Source organism: Halococcus qingdaonensis (genome assembly GCF_024508235.1).
Classification (GTDB): domain Archaea; phylum Halobacteriota; class Halobacteria; order Halobacteriales; family Halococcaceae; genus Halococcus; species Halococcus qingdaonensis.
This window is the reverse complement of the sequence record NZ_CP101943.1, coordinates 2,675,159-2,690,738: the sequence shown is the minus strand read 5'-3', so window position 1 is coordinate 2,690,738 and position 15,580 is coordinate 2,675,159. Positions and strand designations below refer to the sequence as shown.

At 66.8% G+C, this 15,580-nt stretch carries 19 protein-coding genes; 8 read left to right on the top strand and 11 right to left on the bottom strand.

Translation table 11 applies throughout. The features are described from left to right. Positions 1-76: 76 nt before the first annotated feature. Together NO363_RS14050 and NO363_RS14045 are read left to right on the top strand one after the other, a co-directional pair. A complete protein-coding gene (locus NO363_RS14050) occupies positions 77-751 on the top strand; it encodes a lipoyl protein ligase domain-containing protein (RefSeq protein ID WP_256685938.1) in 675 nt (224 codons plus the stop codon). Between the two features lie 24 nt (positions 752-775). Next, complete coding sequence (locus NO363_RS14045) at positions 776-2,092, top strand: dihydroorotase (RefSeq protein WP_256685937.1); 1,317 nt, start codon at positions 776-778, stop codon at positions 2,090-2,092. Here the strand turns inward: NO363_RS14045 and NO363_RS14040 are convergent. The 5 genes from NO363_RS14040 to NO363_RS14020 are packed head-to-tail and all read right to left on the bottom strand — an operon-like array spanning position 2,081 to position 8,796. After that, the gene (locus tag NO363_RS14040; protein ID WP_256685935.1) at positions 2,081-2,437 is read right to left on the bottom strand and encodes a DUF7268 family protein; all 357 of its coding nucleotides are present in this window, start codon (positions 2,435-2,437) and stop codon (positions 2,081-2,083) included. The two genes, NO363_RS14045 and NO363_RS14040, sit on opposite strands and share 12 nt — an antisense overlap. Positions 2,438-2,441: 4 nt before the next feature. Further along, on the bottom strand, positions 2,442-3,374 hold the full coding sequence (locus NO363_RS14035; RefSeq protein WP_256685933.1) for an ABC transporter permease: 933 nt from the start codon (positions 3,372-3,374) through the stop codon (positions 2,442-2,444). Further along, positions 3,374-4,483, bottom strand: a complete 1,110-nt coding sequence (locus NO363_RS14030) for an ABC transporter permease (protein WP_007740628.1) — start codon at positions 4,481-4,483, stop codon at positions 3,374-3,376. The genes NO363_RS14035 and NO363_RS14030 overlap by 1 nt, the downstream gene beginning before the upstream one ends. 21 nt (positions 4,484-4,504) lie before the next feature. Then, positions 4,505-6,262: an ABC transporter substrate-binding protein gene (locus NO363_RS14025; protein ID WP_256685930.1), complete on the bottom strand. Its 1,758-nt coding sequence runs from the start codon at positions 6,260-6,262 to the stop codon at positions 4,505-4,507. Between the two features lie 56 nt (positions 6,263-6,318). After that, on the bottom strand, positions 6,319-8,796 hold the full coding sequence (locus NO363_RS14020; RefSeq protein WP_256685929.1) for a dipeptide ABC transporter ATP-binding protein: 2,478 nt from the start codon (positions 8,794-8,796) through the stop codon (positions 6,319-6,321). Positions 8,797-8,877: 81 nt separating this feature from the next. Between NO363_RS14020 and NO363_RS14015 the strand changes: the two genes are divergently transcribed. Further along, positions 8,878-9,324, top strand: coding sequence for a DUF7529 family protein (locus NO363_RS14015; protein WP_256685928.1), 447 nt, complete (start codon positions 8,878-8,880; stop codon positions 9,322-9,324). 32 nt (positions 9,325-9,356) lie between these two features. On the opposite strand, the gene NO363_RS14010 is transcribed toward NO363_RS14015, so the two are convergent. Beyond that, entirely contained in the window at positions 9,357-10,166 is an 810-nt protein-coding gene (locus tag NO363_RS14010) for a DUF5806 family protein (RefSeq protein ID WP_370525570.1), read from the bottom strand. Here NO363_RS14010 and NO363_RS14005 point away from each other — a divergent pair. The 3 genes from NO363_RS14005 (at position 10,092) to NO363_RS13995 (ending at position 11,161) form a co-directional block, all read left to right on the top strand. Continuing rightward, positions 10,092-10,448 (top strand): universal stress protein, encoded by a 357-nt coding sequence (locus tag NO363_RS14005; protein ID WP_256685925.1) that lies wholly within the window; start codon positions 10,092-10,094, stop codon positions 10,446-10,448. The genes NO363_RS14010 and NO363_RS14005 overlap by 75 nt on opposite strands. After that, entirely contained in the window at positions 10,445-10,963 is a 519-nt protein-coding gene (locus NO363_RS14000) for a GNAT family N-acetyltransferase (RefSeq protein WP_256685924.1), read from the top strand. Before NO363_RS14005 ends, NO363_RS14000 begins: the two co-directional genes overlap by 4 nt. Positions 10,964-11,026: 63 nt before the next feature. Next, positions 11,027-11,161: a hypothetical protein gene (locus NO363_RS13995; protein WP_256685923.1), complete on the top strand. Its 135-nt coding sequence runs from the start codon at positions 11,027-11,029 to the stop codon at positions 11,159-11,161. A gap of 6 nt (positions 11,162-11,167) precedes the next feature. On the opposite strand, the gene NO363_RS13990 is transcribed toward NO363_RS13995, so the two are convergent. Next, the gene (locus tag NO363_RS13990; RefSeq protein WP_256685922.1) at positions 11,168-11,611 is read right to left on the bottom strand and encodes a universal stress protein; all 444 of its coding nucleotides are present in this window, start codon (positions 11,609-11,611) and stop codon (positions 11,168-11,170) included. An 81-nt stretch (positions 11,612-11,692) separates the two neighbouring features. Here NO363_RS13990 and NO363_RS13985 point away from each other — a divergent pair, with 81 nt between their 5' ends. After that, complete coding sequence (locus tag NO363_RS13985; RefSeq protein ID WP_256685920.1) at positions 11,693-12,124, top strand: universal stress protein; 432 nt, start codon at positions 11,693-11,695, stop codon at positions 12,122-12,124. Positions 12,125-12,162: 38 nt separating this feature from the next. Beyond that, entirely contained in the window at positions 12,163-13,242 is a 1,080-nt protein-coding gene (locus tag NO363_RS13980; protein ID WP_256685918.1) for a DHH family phosphoesterase, read from the top strand. Between the two features lie 44 nt (positions 13,243-13,286). Here NO363_RS13980 and NO363_RS13975 read toward each other — a convergent pair whose 3' ends face one another. The 4 genes from NO363_RS13975 to NO363_RS13960 form a co-directional block, all read right to left on the bottom strand. Further along, complete coding sequence (locus NO363_RS13975) at positions 13,287-14,141, bottom strand: NAD+ synthase (protein ID WP_256685916.1); 855 nt, start codon at positions 14,139-14,141, stop codon at positions 13,287-13,289. Between the two features lie 51 nt (positions 14,142-14,192). Continuing rightward, a complete protein-coding gene (locus tag NO363_RS13970; protein ID WP_256685915.1) occupies positions 14,193-14,645 on the bottom strand; it encodes a DUF5807 family protein in 453 nt (150 codons plus the stop codon). Positions 14,646-14,734: 89 nt separating this feature from the next. Next, positions 14,735-15,166, bottom strand: a complete 432-nt coding sequence (locus NO363_RS13965) for a DUF7112 family protein (protein WP_256685914.1) — start codon at positions 15,164-15,166, stop codon at positions 14,735-14,737. Next, a complete protein-coding gene (locus tag NO363_RS13960) occupies positions 15,163-15,567 on the bottom strand; it encodes a 30S ribosomal protein S6e (RefSeq protein ID WP_256685913.1) in 405 nt (134 codons plus the stop codon). The genes NO363_RS13965 and NO363_RS13960 overlap by 4 nt, the downstream gene beginning before the upstream one ends. Positions 15,568-15,580: the final 13 nt, after the last annotated feature.

Here is a 15,580-nt window from a genome sequence, read left to right as displayed (position 1 = left end):
TGAGCGTTTATGCGGACCGTTGTACTATCTGGACGGTCCACAACAGTCCCTTATCCTTCGCACTCGTACCCGAATCATGCGCGTCTTCGACGGCCGGGCTGCCGACATCGTCACCGACAGGGAGCGAACCCGGTCGATGTTCGCGTTCACGAAGGAGACCGGCGAGCCGGCCGTGCGTGCGTGGTGTCCCCATCGACAGGTGGCGTTCGGGCGGCGCGACGCCCGCGCTGACGGCTACGAGGAGGCAAGGCGGGCCGCCGCGGACAGGGGATTTCCGGCCGTCGAGCGGGCGGTCGGCGGCCGGGCGGTCGCCTACACGGGTTCGACGGTCGCGTTCGCGCGCGCAGAGCCGACCGAGGGACGAGAGATACAGCGCCGGTACGACCGGGCGAGCACCGATCTACAACGCGCCTTCGACCGTCTCGGCGTCGAGGCGCGCCCCGGCGAACCGCCCGACTCGTTCTGTCCGGGCTCGCACTCGCTCCAGGCGACCGGCAAGATCGCGGGGCTCGCTCAGCGCGTCACGGACGAAGGGGCGCTCGTCGCCGGCATCATCCTCACTCGCGACGCCGACGCGATCGCCGACGGGCTCGCCCCGGTCTATCGCGCGCTCGACGTCCCGTTCGATCCCGCGAGCGTGGGCAGCGTCGAACGGGCCGGCGGCGAGAGCGACCCCGCGACCGTCGCCGACGAGATCGAGCGAGCGCTCGTCGAGGGATATCGAGAGGACACGGGCGATCGACAGGATTAGGCCCGCAGGCACGCCAGCGAAGGCATGTTGATCCAGGACGCGACGCTCGCCGACGGTCGTCGGCGCGACGTTCGCGTGGAGAGCGAACGCATCGCGGCCGTCAAACGCCGGCTATCGTCACGTGATGGCGAGCGAACGGTGGATGCCGACGGCAAACTCCTCCTACCGGGAATGATCGACGCGCACGTCCACTTCCGTGAACCGGGCTTTCCCGACAAGGAGACGTGGGCGAGCGGCAGTCGGGCGGCAGCCGCCGGCGGCGTCACCACCGTGGTCGATCAGCCGAACACGGAGCCGCCGACGATCGACGGGGGGAGTGTCGCCGAAAAGACGGCGCTGGCCGCCGACTCGCTCGTCGACTTCGGCATCAGTGGCGGCGTCACGTCCGACTGGGATCCCGACGAACTGCTTGCCGAACCGCTGTTCGCGCTCGGCGAGGTCTTCCTCGCCGACTCGACGGGCGAGATGGGCATCGACGCCGACCTGTTCGCGGACGCGGTCGCGGCGGCCACCGAACGCGGCGTCGCCGTGACTGTCCACGCCGAGGACGCCGACGAGTTCGACGACAGCGTACGGCCCAGCGGGGACGGACAGCGCCAGGGAGCGAACGAACGCACGGACGCCGACGCCTGGAGCGCGTTCCGAACGCCCGCGGCCGAGCACGCCGCCGTCGAGCGCGCCTGCCGGGTCGGCGAGGAACGGGGCGCACAGCTCCACATCGCCCACACGAGCACGCCGGGTGGCATCGATCGTGCGACCGAGGCGGGCATGACCTGCGAGGTGACGCCACACCACCTCCTCCTCTCGCGCGACGACCTCCCCGAACTGGGGACGTTCGGACGGATGAACCCGCCGCTACGAAGCGAACAGCGGCGAGAAGGGGTCTTCGAGCGCGTCGCCGACGGGACAGTGGACATCGTCGCGACCGACCACGCACCCCACACTCGCGCGGAGAAGGACGCCGGGATCTGGGACGCACCGAGCGGCGTGCCGGGCGTCGAGACCGTCCTCCCGCTCCTCCTGGCCGAGGCCAACGAGGGACGACTGAGCTACGAGCGGGTGCGCGATCTCACGGCGGCGACCCCCGCAGCCGTGTTCGATCTCCCACGAAAGGGGCGGGTCGAAGCGGGCAAAGACGCCGATCTCGCCCTGTTCGATCCCGATGCGACGCGGGAGATCAGGGGCGAAGAACTCCACTCGAAGGCCGGCTGGACGCCGTTCGAGGGCTGGGACGGGATCTTCCCGGAGTGGACGATAGTGCGCGGCGAGACGGTCTATCGGAACGACGGGGACGAGGAGTTCGGCGACGCACGCGGCGAGAACGTCCGCTCAGGGGAGTAGTGGCGTTACGATCACGACGCCGGCCATCACGCCCGCACCGAACCCCGAGAGGCGGGTCATCGCCCGCCGTGAGTCGCGTTCGGTCCAGTCGGTGTTCGTGTCGAGACGGCGCTGGAGTCCCTCGATGCTGCGGCCGGCGAGCGCCGACCCCGACCAGCCGAGGATCCCGAACCCAAAGGCGAGCGTCCCGACCGCGAACGTCTGCGTGCTGGCGGTCGTCGGATCGTCGAGAACGGCGATCACGACGGCGGCGATCCCACCCAAAACGATCCCGACCGCGCCAGCGGTGACGACGAGGCGGAGTCGCCGACGAAGCCACGCGAACAGCGGATCGTGGCGAGCCATCGACTCACTCGACGGTCTCGCGCATCCGCGGGTCGAGCGCGTCGCGCATCCCGTCGCCCAGCAGGTTGAAGCCGAGCACCGTGATCGCCAGGAACAGTCCCGGGAAGAAGGAGAGCCACCAGTCGCCGGTCAGCAGCCCGTTGCTGACGCCGTTTTTCAACATCAGTCCCCACGACGGCGTGCCGGCCTGCGCGCCGAAGCCGAGGAAGGACAGCGCCGCGAGATCGATGATGGCGAGCCCGAAGTTCAGCGTGCTCTGGACGGTGATCGGTGCGAGACAGTTCGGCAGCACGTGGCGGACGAGCACGCGCGGATCGCGCGCGCCGAGTGCTACCGTGGCGTCGATATACTCGTCCTCCAGCACTTTGAGCGCCGCACCGCGGACGACGCGCGCGAAGCGGGGCGTGTAGACGAGCGTGAGCGCGATGACGACTTTCGACAGCCCCGCCCCGAAGATGGCGACCAGCGCGAGCGCCAGCAGTAGCGACGGAAAGGCGAGGAAGACGTCCATCGTCCGCATCACGACGTTGTCGACGACGTCGCCGTAGTACGCCGCGATGATGCCCAGCGAGATGCCAAGCACCGTGGAGGCACCGACGACAAGCACGCCGAACTTGAGCGCCAGCCACGCGCCGTACAGCACGCGCTTGAAGATATCGCGCGCGGCGGCGTCGGTGCCGAAGAGGAACTGATCGAGCGCTGCGGAGCCGAGCCAGCCGGGCGGGGCCTTGTTCGGATGCGCCGCGAGCTGTGACTGCGAGATCGCGCCGAGATCGATGAACAGCCGGGCGTAGACGCCGAGGAGCACCATCGCGAGGATGATACTCAACCCGATGAGCGCGAGCCGGTTCGAGAGCAGTTCCGAGAGGAACGGCGAGGCGCGCAGTCGCTCGACGATGCCCCGACGGTCGGCCGTGGTGGAGGTTTCGGTCGCCATTATTGTTGGATCCGTGGGTCGAGGTAGCTGTAGGTGACGTCGACGCCGAGATTCACGAGCGTAAAGAGCAGCGCGAACACCAGCACCGTGCCCTGGACGAGCGGGTAGTCGGTCGCGCCGATGGCCGCGACGAGCAGCTGGCCGATGCCGCCGATGCCGAAGACCGTCTCGGTGAGCACCGCACCGCCAAGCAACGTACCGAACTGGATACCGATCACGGTGATAACGGGAATGAGCGCGTTCCGGAGCCCGTGTTTCAGTATGGTGATCCGCTCGCCCTGCCCTTTCGCGCGCGCAGTGCGGATGTAGTCCTGCCGGATCACTTCGAGCATCGACGAGCGCATCATCCGCGACAGCAGCGCCATCGAGTAGATGCCGAGCGTCAACACCGGGAGGAACAGGTGTTGGACCGCCGAGATGAACGAAGCGTAGTATTCGGTCAGCGACGCGAACGCGCCGAGCCCCTCGCCGTAGAGGATCGACTGGACGAACGCGCCCGTATCGAGGATGAACGTATCGATCGACACCATCCCCGTCAGCGGGAGCTGAGTACCAAAGAGCACCCAGTGATCCTCAAGGAAGAAGGTGCTACCGATGCGCCCGCTCGTCGGCAGCCAGCCGAGAAAGGTCGCAAAGACGAGCAGAACCAATGGACCGCTCCAGAAGATCGGGACCGAAATGCCCGTCAGCGCGCCGATGCGGGTGACGTGGTCGGTCAACGAGTCCTGTTTGACCGCCGAGAGCACGCCGAGGGGGATCCCCAGCAGGATGGCGGTGATCTGCCCGTAGATCGCGAGCTCGATCGTCACCGGCAGACGGTCGGCGAGCACGTTCCAGACGGGGCTACCCTTGGCGATCTGGTAGGACTGTCCGAAGTCGAGCTGGGCGGTGTCGGCGAGAAAGCGGCCGTACTGGACCCAGATCGGGTCGTTCAGCCCGAGCTCACGCCGTAGCTGGACGACCTGCTGGGTCGGCGCGCGCTGGCCGAGGATCACCCGCGCCGGATCGCCCGGTGCGAGATGGAGAATGGCGAAGACGACCGTCGCCACGCCGAACAGCACCGGCACCAACAGGAGGAGACGTTTCGCGATGAACCGCTTCGAGACCATATAGATCGTTCCTGTGGGTGACTACTGTTTGAGCTTTACCGATTCGAGATACGGGTTGTTGATCGAGGTGACGGTGAACGTCGACTGATCGACGGCCTCGTTGACGCCACGCAGCGTCTTGGCGTAGTCGACGAACACCCAGGGGGCCTCCTCGTGGGCGACCTTGCTGGCCTCCTGATAGATCGATTTGCGCTTGGACTCGCCGTAGGTCTTCTGTCCCTTCTCGGTGAGATCCATGAACTTCCGGTTGGCCCACGCCGAGGCGTTGTTCGTGTTGTAGCCCTCGGTGTCGAAGCTCACCCAGTCCTGGCCTTCGGGGACCTCGGATTTGTCGACACCCGGATGGAGCAGCACGTAATCGAAGTTGTCCGGGTCGGCGTTGTCGGTGTACCAGCCCAGGAAGCAGGCGTCGTGTTTGCCCGCGTACGTGTATTCGAGGTAGGACGAGAAGGTGGAGAACTGGTTGATCTTCACCGAGATACCGATATCCGAGAGGTCGGATTTGACCTGCTGAGCGGTCTGGACGGGTGAGGGGTTGTAGCCCCGCGGGTTCGAGAACGTCGCCAGCTCGAAGGAGAGCTCCGATTCGCCCGCCTCCTCCAGTAGTTTCTTCGCCTTCTCCTTGTCGTTCGAATACGGATCGATCGAATCGTTGTAACCGGTGACGTTCGGCGGGAGCGGCTGATCGGCCTGAGAGGCGAACCCCTCGTAGATGTCGTCGACGATGGCCTTCGTGTTGATCGCGTGGCTCACCGCCTGGCGCACCTTCTTCTTCCGGAACGGCTCGTAGCGCTCCATGTTCATCGCCATGTAGCCGATGTTGATCCCGTCTTTCTGGAACAACGAGGCGCTATCCGAGTTCTGGAGCTGTTTCGAGGCCTGCGCGCCGATGCCGTCGATGATCTGGGCGTCGCCGTTGATCACGGCCTGTGCGCGCGTGGAGTTCTGGCCGATGGTCGTGAAGATGACGCGGTCGAGATACGGCCCGTCCTTCCAGTAGTCGCCGTTCTTGCCGAGCAGCACGCGCTGGTTGCCGTCGTCGAGCTCCTCGAACGTGAACGGCCCGGTGCCGACGGGGTTCTTGCCGAGCTGGTTCTGTTTCTTGCCGAGATCCTCGATCTGTTTCTTCGAGAGCACCGCCGAGGGGAACATCCCGAGGTTGCGCAGGATGGGCGCGTACTTCTGTTTGAGCTCGATTTCGAGGTCGTAATCGCCGTTCACGGTGACCGACTTGATCCAGTCGCTGTACGTGACCGACGCGTAGCCGGAGGGCTCGCCCGAGACCGCGTCCTTGCCGAGGTAGTACTGATAGCTGTCGTCGACGAACCGGCGGTAGGTCGCCTTGAAGTCGTCCGCGGTGAACTCTTCGCCGTTGTGGAACTTCACACTCTGACGGAGTTTGAGCGTCACCGTCGTGCCGTTCAGCTCGTAGTCCTTCGCCAGCCCGGCCGTGAGCTTCCCGCCGCTGCCGGGGACGAACGCGATGAGGTGGCTATACACCTGGTCGGTGATCTTCGCCACCTCGCCGCTGGTCGACTGATGAGGGTCGTAGTTGGAGGGGTAGTCACCACGAGCGTAGGTGAGCGTGCCGCCGCTCTGGCCGCCACCGCCACCGCCACCGCCAGAGCCGTTCCCACCGCTACCGTTGCCACCGGAGCCGTTGCCGCCCGATCCGTTGCCGCCACCGCCGCTGTCGAGACAGCCGGCCATCGCCGCGGCCGCCGCACCGCCGGCCGCCGTGAGGAACGATCGCCTGTCCGTGTCGCTATCGAATGGCATGGTGGCTACTGACGAGAGTGGATTAATAAGAGTACCGGAAAAACTTGCGTCAGACGTCAGTGCGGGCGGTCGGTTGGCTGCTCGTAGAGATGACACGCTGCGGGGTGGGCCTCGTCCTGGAGCACCGGCCGGTCGCGTTCGCAGATACTCTCGAAGCGCTCCCGAAGCCGGTCAGCCGCTTCGTCCCAGTCGCCAGCGACGACCCGCTCGAAGGAGTCCTCGATGACCGAGCGCGATCGCTCGTCGAGTTCGTCGCCGTGCTCGAAGAACTGCTTCCAGAACGCCCGCGTCGGCACGTCCGTCCCACCGTCCGCCGCGACCGTCTCCGCCCGCTCGGCTCCGGTGTCGGCACGCACGTCCGCCACCGAGATCGACGCGCTCTCGACGCGCTGGCGGTAGTCCATCACCTCGCGGTAGGCTTCCTGAGGAATATCGAGCTCGTCGGGCGGGATGACCGCCGGACAGCGCGTGTGGAATCGACAACCGGAGGGCGGATCGATCGGGCTCGGCACGTCGCCTTCGAGCACCACGCGGTCGGTGTCGCTCGTCGGATCGGGTTCGGGGATCGCCGACAGCAGCGCCTGCGTGTAGGGATGTTTCGGCTCGGCGAACAGCTCCTGGGTACCCGCGACCTCGACGATCTCGCCGAGATACATCACGGCCACGCGGTCACAGATATGTCTGACGACCGATAGGTCGTGGGCGATGAAGAGGAAGGTCAGCCCGAACTCCTCCTGGAGATCTTCGAGGAGATTCAGGATCTGGGCCTGTACCGAGACGTCGAGCGCCGATACGGGCTCGTCACAGACGATGAAATCGGGATCGACGGCCAAGGCACGGGCGATGCCGACACGCTGGCGCTGGCCGCCGGAGAGCTCGTGGGGGTAGCGATCGAGCTGGGAGACATCGAGACCGACGGCCTCCATCAGCTCCTCGACGCGCTCGCGGCGCGTCTGCCTGGTCGAGCCGTCCCCGGTATCGGGCAGATCGTGGATCTTGAGGGGTTCGGCGATCGTCGCACCGACGTTCATCCGCGGATCGAGGCTCGACAGCGGGTCCTGGAAGATCATCTGCATCTCGCGGCGTTTCGCGCGCAGCCCGTCCGAGTCGAGCTCGCTCAGATCCTCGCCGGCGAAGACGACCCGTCCGTCGGTGGGATCGAGCAGCCGGAGGATCGACCGCCCGGTCGTCGATTTCCCACAGCCGGATTCGCCGACCAGCCCGAGGGTTTCGCCCTCGTAGACCTCGAAGTCGACGCCGTCGACCGCCCGTACCGGCTGGCCGCCGCTACCGAGCCACGAGTCGAGCAGGTCGTCGGCCTGCGAGAAGTGTTTTTCGAGCCCATCGACCGAAACCAGTGGGTCGGCGGAGCCCTCCCGCGTCGGCGTGGCGTCGCTCGTCGCCCGTACCCCTTCGTCGGTGCCGTATTCGTCGGTATCGAACTCCTCCAGAATACACTTCGCACGGTGGTCCGTCTCGTCGGGACCGTGCTGGAGATACGGGATCTCGCCTTCCCGGCATTCGGGCTGGGCCCACGGACACCGCGGCGCGAACGAACAGCCCGACGGGAGATCGACGAGATCCGGGACGTTTCCCTCGATGGGGGTCAGCCGGTCGGCGTCCTCCCGGGGGATCGATTCGAGCAGCGTGTAGGTGTACGGATGCGAGGGGTTGTGGAAGATCTCCTCGACGGGACCCTCCTCGACGATATCGCCGGCGTACATCACGGCCACGCGATCGCAGGTCTCGGCCACGACGCCGAGATCGTGCGTGATGAAGAGGACGGACATGCCGAACTCGTCCTGGAGATCGTTGATGAGATCGAGGATCTGGGCCTGAATGGTGACGTCGAGCGCCGTCGTCGGTTCGTCGGCGATCAGGAGCTGGGGCCGACAGGCGAGCGCGATGGCGATCAGGACGCGCTGGCGCATCCCGCCGGAGAACTCGTGGGGATACTCGTCAACGCGAGTGGCGGGTTCGGGGATGCCGACCTCGTCGAGCATCTCGATCGTGTCGGCGAGCACTGCCTCGTCCATCTCGGAGCCGGCTTTCGGGAGGATCTCGCGGACGGCGTTGCGCCACGAATCCGGTTTCTGGCCGCCGTACTGGTGGAGACGGAGGCTTTCGGCGACCTGTTCGCCGACGGGAACGGCAGGGTTGAGCGAGGTCATCGGATCCTGGAAGATCATGCTCATCTCGCCGCCACGGACCGTCCGCATCGCGTCCTCCGGTGCACGCGTGAGATCGACGGTGCCCGCCGCGGGATCGACGAACCCGTCCCCATAGTCGTCGGCGAACGACCGCGCGAGATCCGCGTCGTGGAATTCGACCGTGCCATCGGCGACAGTACCGGGATCGTCGACCAGTCCCATCGCCGACAGCGCCGTCACCGACTTGCCCGAGCCGCTCTCGCCGACCAGTCCCACGGTTTCGCCGGCCTCCACCGTCAGATCGAGCCCGTCGACGGCTTTGACCGTGCCACGCTCGGTGGCGAACTGCGTCCGCAGCCCGGATATCGAGAGAAGGTCACTCACGCCGTGGCGTTTGCAACCGTGGTATATAGATTTGCCGCAACCGAAAGCAAGGCTTTTGCTCGCGTCACCCACACGACGCCTGTGTCCGAGAACGAGCCGAACGAGCACGTGGCGGGCCACTGGGAAGCGGTCGTCGAGGACATGGAGGCCACCGCCGCGGGCTACCGCGAGGCGGGCGTGTCGGTGCTCGAACTCCATCCCGGCGACGTCACGCTCCTCGACGAGGGCAACGGCCTCGACGTGCTCGTCCCCGGCGACGAGTTCGAAGAGCTGGAGACGCTCGCCAGCGAGGCGACCTTCGACTCCTACGAGGTCTATCGCGCCGAGGAGTCGGGAACCGTCTTCGCGCTGATCGTGCTCGAAGACGCCGACGGCGAGCGCGCGATCTGCTGTCCGGTCCACTACGACCGCGACGACATCGAGCGGCTGAAACGACGCCTCGACGACGGCGAACTCTACACCCACATCCGCCCGCTGGCCGACGACCGTGTGGTGGCGTTCAGCTACGAGGATCCCGACCTGTTCTGAGCGGCCCGTCTTCCGCGGCCGACTGTCGATCTCTACTCGGTGTCAGCTTGTTCGTCATCCCCGTCGTCCGCCTCGTTCGCCGTGTGGTCGTCAGCGGCGTCGCTCGCGGCGAACTCCTCGCCACAGTGCGGGCAGGTGAGATCGTCGTGGCGCAGCGCCGCGCTCTGGGCGCGCACCTCTCGCATCGTACTGGAGATGCGTTCCTCGCTGTCGAGCTCCTCGCCGACCGCGAGATCGACGCCCTCGACTTCGAGCAGGAACTTCGCCACTTCGGTCGCCTCGTACATCACGTCGTCGAGCTCCTCGGCGGTGAAGAAGTCACACATCGCGCCGTAGAGGAAGGTCGCCCCCGCCTTGCGGACCTTCTCCTCGAAGGCTGCACGCGCCTGATTGACCGCTTGCGGCGTGTAGGTGTCGGTCATAAAGGGGACGAGTTCGGGCAGATGGTCGCCGATCTTCGTCATCTCGACGCCGGTCTCGGTGCGGAAATCCGCACAGAGGCGAGCGATCGCCCACTCGCGGGCGGTGATGTAGGTGCGCTCGCGCAGGAAGTCGTTGGCGCGCTCGTAGCGCGCGCCGTCCATCTTCGTGAACCGCTCGTACCGGCGCACGTCCTCGGGAATCTCGGCCTCGTCGCCGGCGTCGGCCGGCGTCGCGGGCGATGGCGAATCCTCGGTCATCGGCGTCGATTGCGAACGGCCGGGAAAAAGCGTGTCGTGTCCCGCGGTCGGCACAACGGTTTTGCCCCGACCACTCCATCGGCGGGCATGAACGTCGTAGTGAGCATCGACGGAAGCGACGACGCCTTCGCCGTCTTCGAGCGCGCGGTCGGCCGGGCGCACGAGACGGGCGACGACCTCACGGTGGCACTCGTCGAGAGCGCGCTGGACGACGCGACGACGGTCGCCGACCGCGTGCACGAGACGCTGTCCGAGGCGAGTCTGGAGGCCGCGATCGAACACGTCGCCGACGACGGCGAACTGGTCGAGTTGGCGAACGGCGAGCGCTTCGACAGGCTCGTCGTCAGCGGCGGCGAGCGCACGCCGACCGGCAAGCTCTCGTTCAGCCGGACGACCGAGTTCGTCCTCATGAACGCCAACGTCTCGGTGACGCTCGCGCGATGACGCGCATCTATCCCGACGATCGCGCCGGGGAGTTCGATCGCCCACCGATCGAGTTCACCGACGGCCACGACCGCGACATCGAGATCACGGTCTACGCCGACGACGACCGCGCGGCGCTAACCGAGATGTACGTCTCTTTCGATCCCGCGGACCGCGCACAGGGGATCCCGCCGACCGAGCGTGGCGCGATCGAAGGCTGGCTCGACACCATCCTCGACGGCAGCTACAACGTCGTCGCCAGCCACGGCGAGGAATGCGTCGGCCACGCGACGCTCGTTCCCGACGGCGAGAACGCCCACGAGCTCGCCATCTTCGTTCTCGATACCCACCAGCAGGCCGGCATCGGCTCGCGGCTGCTCACGGGACTACTCGGCCACGCCAGAGCCGAGGGTGCCGAACACGTCTGGCTCACCGTCGAGCGCTGGAACACGCCCGCGGTCGCGCTCTACCGGAAGGTCGGCTTCGAGACCACCGATACCGAGAGCTTCGAGATGGAGATGGCGCTGCGGCTCTGATCCCTGAAATCGGCATGCGATAGCACCCCACAGCGTTAGGATGGTCGAGACCGTACGGGAGACATGTCACCATACCAGCGATGTCCGTACTGCGAGACGGTCATCGAGATCACCTCCGACGACAAGGAGCGCCTGAAGCGCCACATCCGGGTCGAGCATCCCGACGACGAGCAAGTAGAGCAGTGTCGCCCGGCGTGATGGGAGCTACACCGAGAGCACGGGCTGGGTCGCGTACTGGAGGACGTACTCGGCAGCGCGCCCGAGCGGCTCGTCGGGATCGCCCGAGACCGGCTGACGCGGGATGACGATGAAGTCGACCTCGACGTCCTCGGCGGCGTCGAGCACGACGCTGCCCGGATGGCGGGTCTTCGTCATCGCCGAGAAGCCGTAGGCCGACGAGTGCGAGAGCGGGACGCCTTCGGGCGCGAGCTCGTGCGCGTCGGCGATGAACGCCTCGTTGGCGGCGGCGAGCTCCGCATCGTCGACGTCGCCGAAGGAGGCCTCGCGGGTGGTTTCCTCGTCGACGACGTACAGCGCGTGGACGCCAGCGTCGTAGCGTTCGGCGATCTCGACGGCGTATTCGATCGCGCGCATGGACGTGTCGCTGCCATCGACCGGCGTGAGAACGGTCTCGACCGCGAGCGTCATGGTCGACAGTCGCGGCCGGAAGTCAAAAACCCACCGAGAACAGCGCGCGGCCTTTATCACCCAGCGGTCGGTAGCGGACGTATGTTCGAGACCGTGGTCATCGCCACCGACGGCTCGGAGAGCGCCGGGCGGGCAGTCACGGCCGCGCTCGACCTCGCCGATCGCTTCGATGCGGCCGTCCACGCACTGTACGTCGTCGAGGAGGACGACGTCGCCGCCGCGCCGGAGGACGTCCGCGACCGCCTCCGGTCGTCGCTCGAGGAGAGCGGCGAGGCGGCCGTCGAGAGCGTACAGGCAGTCGATGCGAGCGTGACGACCGCCGTTCGCGAGGGCCAGCCGACCGAGGAGATCCAGCGCTACGCCGACGATCACGACGCCGATCTCGTGGCGACGGGCACGCGTGGGCGACACGGCGAGTACCGGTTCGTCCTCGGCAGCGTCGCCGAAGCGCTCGTCAGAAACCTCTCGGTCCCGGTGCTCACCGTCCGCCAGCTCAACGAAGCGGCGGACTGAAGCGGGGAGTACTTCGGCCGCGGTGGCGTTGGAGGCGCATGAACGACCGACTCATCGACGACGAGCATCTCCCGCTGGCCCGGAAATCGCTGCTGCCGGGCACGGGTTTCTTCTACCCCGACTCGTTCGACGAGGAGCGGGCCGAGCGCGAGACGCGCGAAACCGTCACCAGCGCGGAGCGGGTGGTTATCGCCGATCCCGACGCCGACGGGCTGGCCTGCGTCGCCCTGATTCGGGAGGCGTTCGGCCCGACGGCGCTCGTCCCGGCCGGCCCGCACGACCTCAGCGACGCCATCGACCGGGTGGCCGACCACCTGGACGCCGGCGCGCGTGTGTTCGTTTGCGATCTCGTGCCCGACGACTTCCACTACATCGCCGGCCAGTTCGAGCGCCTCACCGAACGCGCCAGCGCGGTGAGCTGGTTCGATCACCACCAGTGGGACGACGAGGACGCCGAAAAGGTACGCAGCCACGGCGCGCGCCTCGTCGTCGGCGATTCCGACGAGGAGTGCTCGGCGGACGTCACGCTCGCGGCGCTCGATCACGAGTTCGACCCGCAGTGGGCCGAGCTCGCGGCCGTGACGCGCGATCACGATCTCTGGCTGCGCGAGGACCCCCGCAGCGACGATCTCGCGGATTTCGCCTACTGGGCCGATCCCGAGGAGTACGTCGAAACCATCGGCGAGCACGGCGCGGATCTCCCCGTCGAGATCGAGGAGTATCTCGCCGAGCAGCGCGTCGAGAAGGAGGCACTCATCGAGCGGGCGGTCGAGCGGGCGACGATCGAGGAGATCGGCCCCTGGACCGTCGGCGTCACCTACGGCCGCTGCTCGCAGAACGAGGTCGCCGAGGCGCTCCGAGAAGAGGGTGCCGACGCCGCCGTCGTCGTCAAACCCTCCGGCAGCGCCTCGATCCGCGGCTCCGAGGGGTTCGAGCGCTGTCACGAAGTCGCTGGACAGGTCAACGGCGGCGGCCACCCGAAAGCCGCCGGCTGCAAACCCGACATCTACGACGACATGCTCGACTACGCCAATCACTGGACGACGCGCGGCGCGGTGACCAAACAAGTGATCCAGGAGGCGTTCGGCCGACTCCTAGAAAACGAAGACGCACAGTAAGGACGACCGTTCGATCGAGACGTCGCGGTTCGATCGTGAAACGTTCAGGCGTCGCTCGGCATCGGCGGTGTGGTCCGCTTGTGCTCGTTGTCACGGTGCAGTTCCTGGATGTGCTCAACGACCTCAGGGGTGGTGTCGGCGATCTCGGCGGCCGCGGCGGTCGCCACGTTGCCGTCGACGGTGAGCGCGACGATCGCGTCGATGGTGTCGTACTCGACGCCGATCTCCTCCTCGTCGGTCTCGTAGTCGACCATCCCGCCGGTCGGCGTCTTCTGGACGAGCTCCTCGTCGGCACCGAGATCGGCGGCGAGCTGGCGGACCTGCTGTTTGTAGCAGTTGCCGATCGGGTTGCAGTCGACGCCGCCGTCGCCGTATTTCGTGACGTAGCCAAGCGAGAGTTCGACGCGGTTGCCGGTTCCGAGCACGAGTTTGTTCTCCTTGTTCGCGACGAGATAGTTGACCGTCATCCGGACGCGTGCGCTCGTGTTCCCGACGAAACGGTTCGCCCAGTCGTCCTCGTCGCTCGCGCTCTCGCCCGCATCGATGGCGAGCAGTTCGTCCATGATCGGGTCGATGTCGACGACGTCGTAGCGGATGCCGAGATCGACCGCGACGCGTTCGGCGTCGCTCATGTTCGCGTCGCTGTTGACGTCACGGGGGAGTATGAGCCCGTGAACGGCCGATCGCCCGAGCGCCTCGACGGCGAGATGGGCGACGGCCGTGCTGTCGACGCCGCCCGAGAGTCCGAGGACGACGCCGTCGGCGTCGTGGCGATCGACCTGTGCTTGAATGAACGACGTGATGCGCTCGCGCTCGGCGGTGAGTTCGTCGCTCGAAAACCGCAGGTCGAGCGGCGTTATCTCCGCGTCGAGCTGGGGCTGTCGCTGTGATAATTCCATGGCCGTACACGGCCGTCATCGTATATAAATTGCGTGATGCGCTGCGGCCGGTCAGGTCGCGCCCACGACCCAGCGCTCGGAGTAGACATCCCCGCACTCACAGACTGCATAGGCGTGGATCACGTCGCCCTCGGCGTAGATGCCGCCGACGTCCTCGTTGCGCTCCTCGGCGAAGGCGAAGACGAATCGCGGGACGTGCTCGTCGGTCCCGTTGGCGTCCACATCGTCGCCGTCGCTCTCGGGACAATCGCCTTCGAAGGAGTCGAGATCGACCGTCCCCTCGGCGTCCATCGCCGCGCTCGCGAGGGACATCGGATCGACGCCGGTCGCTCCCTCGAAGGCGCTCCGGCCGCGTTCGGCCTCCAGGATCAGTGCGACGCCGTTGCCGACGGCTTCACCGTGCTGTGAGAGCGTTCCGAGGTCTGAGACGGCCGATTCGGCGAAGAACAGGAGCACGTCCTCGGGGCGCTCACCGTCGAGGAACTGGCGTCGGTCGGGGTTCATGAAAGCGTTACAGCGAGGGCGAACAAAAGGTCGCGGGACTCGTGTCGTCGACCGATCCCAAAGCGCCGATCGCGGACGACCGTTCGATGTCAGCCGTCGGCGTCGTCGAGATCGCGCGCGATGGCCGCCAGCCCCTCGTCAGGTGATTCGACGGCGTCGTAGACGACACGCTCGCCGGGTTCGCGAACGCCGTAAAGAAAGCCCGATTCGACGATATCGACCAGCACGCTCCGTCCGTAGTCGATGTCGACCGAGCGACGCCACGCTTCGAGACGATCCTCGCCATCGCGCTCGCGTGCGAGTCGGGCGTTGCCGTACGCGCCGTTGATCTCGACACCGTCATCGCGAGCGCTCTCGATGCGGGCATGAGAAACGTCGCCGTCGAGAACGAGACGGATCGTCGTGCGTGGAAAACGGTCGTCCGCCGGCAGTTCGAGCCGTGAGCGGGTGCGTCCGCGGCGGGCGAGCGTCGCACGCACCGTCTCGACCGACGGGTGATCGCTCGGCAGCCGGTCGGTCACTCGTCGTCTTCGTCCGCGTCGCCCGCGTCGAGCAGTTCGTCGACCGATTGGTCGCCACGGGCCGTGATCGTGGCGTTGATCTGCTGGGTCTCCTCGCCGACTTCGCGGCCGCGGACGGTGACGCGCTTTCGTTCGCCGTCGCGAGTCGGGTTGAACCCCGTTCCGCCCGAGAGCAGGACGGCGTTGAGCGCCGGTCCGGCGATGTCCTCGCGCATCGGTCGACCGGCCGTATCCGAGCCGCCGGTGAGCTCGACGGTGTAGCCGTCGAGACCGACCGCGCCGCCGTCGACCTCCTCGCCGATCGAGCGTCCGATGAAGCGGTTGGCGTCCTGTCCGTCGACCGCACGCTGGTAGGCCGCCCCGTCCTCGGGGTCGGCGACGACGACCGTGAAATCAGCCATGTGCGGGGAAGTC

What these genes read in the sequence shown, in the direction of transcription:
- NO363_RS13980 (WP_256685918.1), top strand. Translation starts at nt 12,163, where the DNA reads ATGAACGACCGACTCATCGACGACGAGCATCTCCCGCTGGCCCGGAAA.
- NO363_RS14045 (WP_256685937.1), top strand. Translation starts at nt 776, where the DNA reads ATGTTGATCCAGGACGCGACGCTCGCCGACGGTCGTCGGCGCGACGTT.
- NO363_RS14025 (WP_256685930.1), bottom strand. Translation starts at nt 6,262, where the DNA reads ATGCCATTCGATAGCGACACGGACAGGCGATCGTTCCTCACGGCGGCC.
- NO363_RS13990 (WP_256685922.1), bottom strand. Translation starts at nt 11,611, where the DNA reads ATGACGCTCGCGGTCGAGACCGTTCTCACGCCGGTCGATGGCAGCGAC.
- NO363_RS14035 (WP_256685933.1), bottom strand. Translation starts at nt 3,374, where the DNA reads ATGGCGACCGAAACCTCCACCACGGCCGACCGTCGGGGCATCGTCGAG.
- NO363_RS13960 (WP_256685913.1), bottom strand. Translation starts at nt 15,567, where the DNA reads ATGGCTGATTTCACGGTCGTCGTCGCCGACCCCGAGGACGGGGCGGCC.
- NO363_RS14040 (WP_256685935.1), bottom strand. Translation starts at nt 2,437, where the DNA reads ATGGCTCGCCACGATCCGCTGTTCGCGTGGCTTCGTCGGCGACTCCGC.
- NO363_RS14050 (WP_256685938.1), top strand. Translation starts at nt 77, where the DNA reads ATGCGCGTCTTCGACGGCCGGGCTGCCGACATCGTCACCGACAGGGAG.
- NO363_RS14005 (WP_256685925.1), top strand. Translation starts at nt 10,092, where the DNA reads ATGAACGTCGTAGTGAGCATCGACGGAAGCGACGACGCCTTCGCCGTC.
- NO363_RS13985 (WP_256685920.1), top strand. Translation starts at nt 11,693, where the DNA reads ATGTTCGAGACCGTGGTCATCGCCACCGACGGCTCGGAGAGCGCCGGG.
- NO363_RS13975 (WP_256685916.1), bottom strand. Translation starts at nt 14,141, where the DNA reads ATGGAATTATCACAGCGACAGCCCCAGCTCGACGCGGAGATAACGCCG.
- NO363_RS13995 (WP_256685923.1), top strand. Translation starts at nt 11,027, where the DNA reads ATGTCACCATACCAGCGATGTCCGTACTGCGAGACGGTCATCGAGATC.
- NO363_RS13970 (WP_256685915.1), bottom strand. Translation starts at nt 14,645, where the DNA reads ATGAACCCCGACCGACGCCAGTTCCTCGACGGTGAGCGCCCCGAGGAC.
- NO363_RS14030 (WP_007740628.1), bottom strand. Translation starts at nt 4,483, where the DNA reads ATGGTCTCGAAGCGGTTCATCGCGAAACGTCTCCTCCTGTTGGTGCCG.
- NO363_RS14000 (WP_256685924.1), top strand. Translation starts at nt 10,445, where the DNA reads ATGACGCGCATCTATCCCGACGATCGCGCCGGGGAGTTCGATCGCCCA.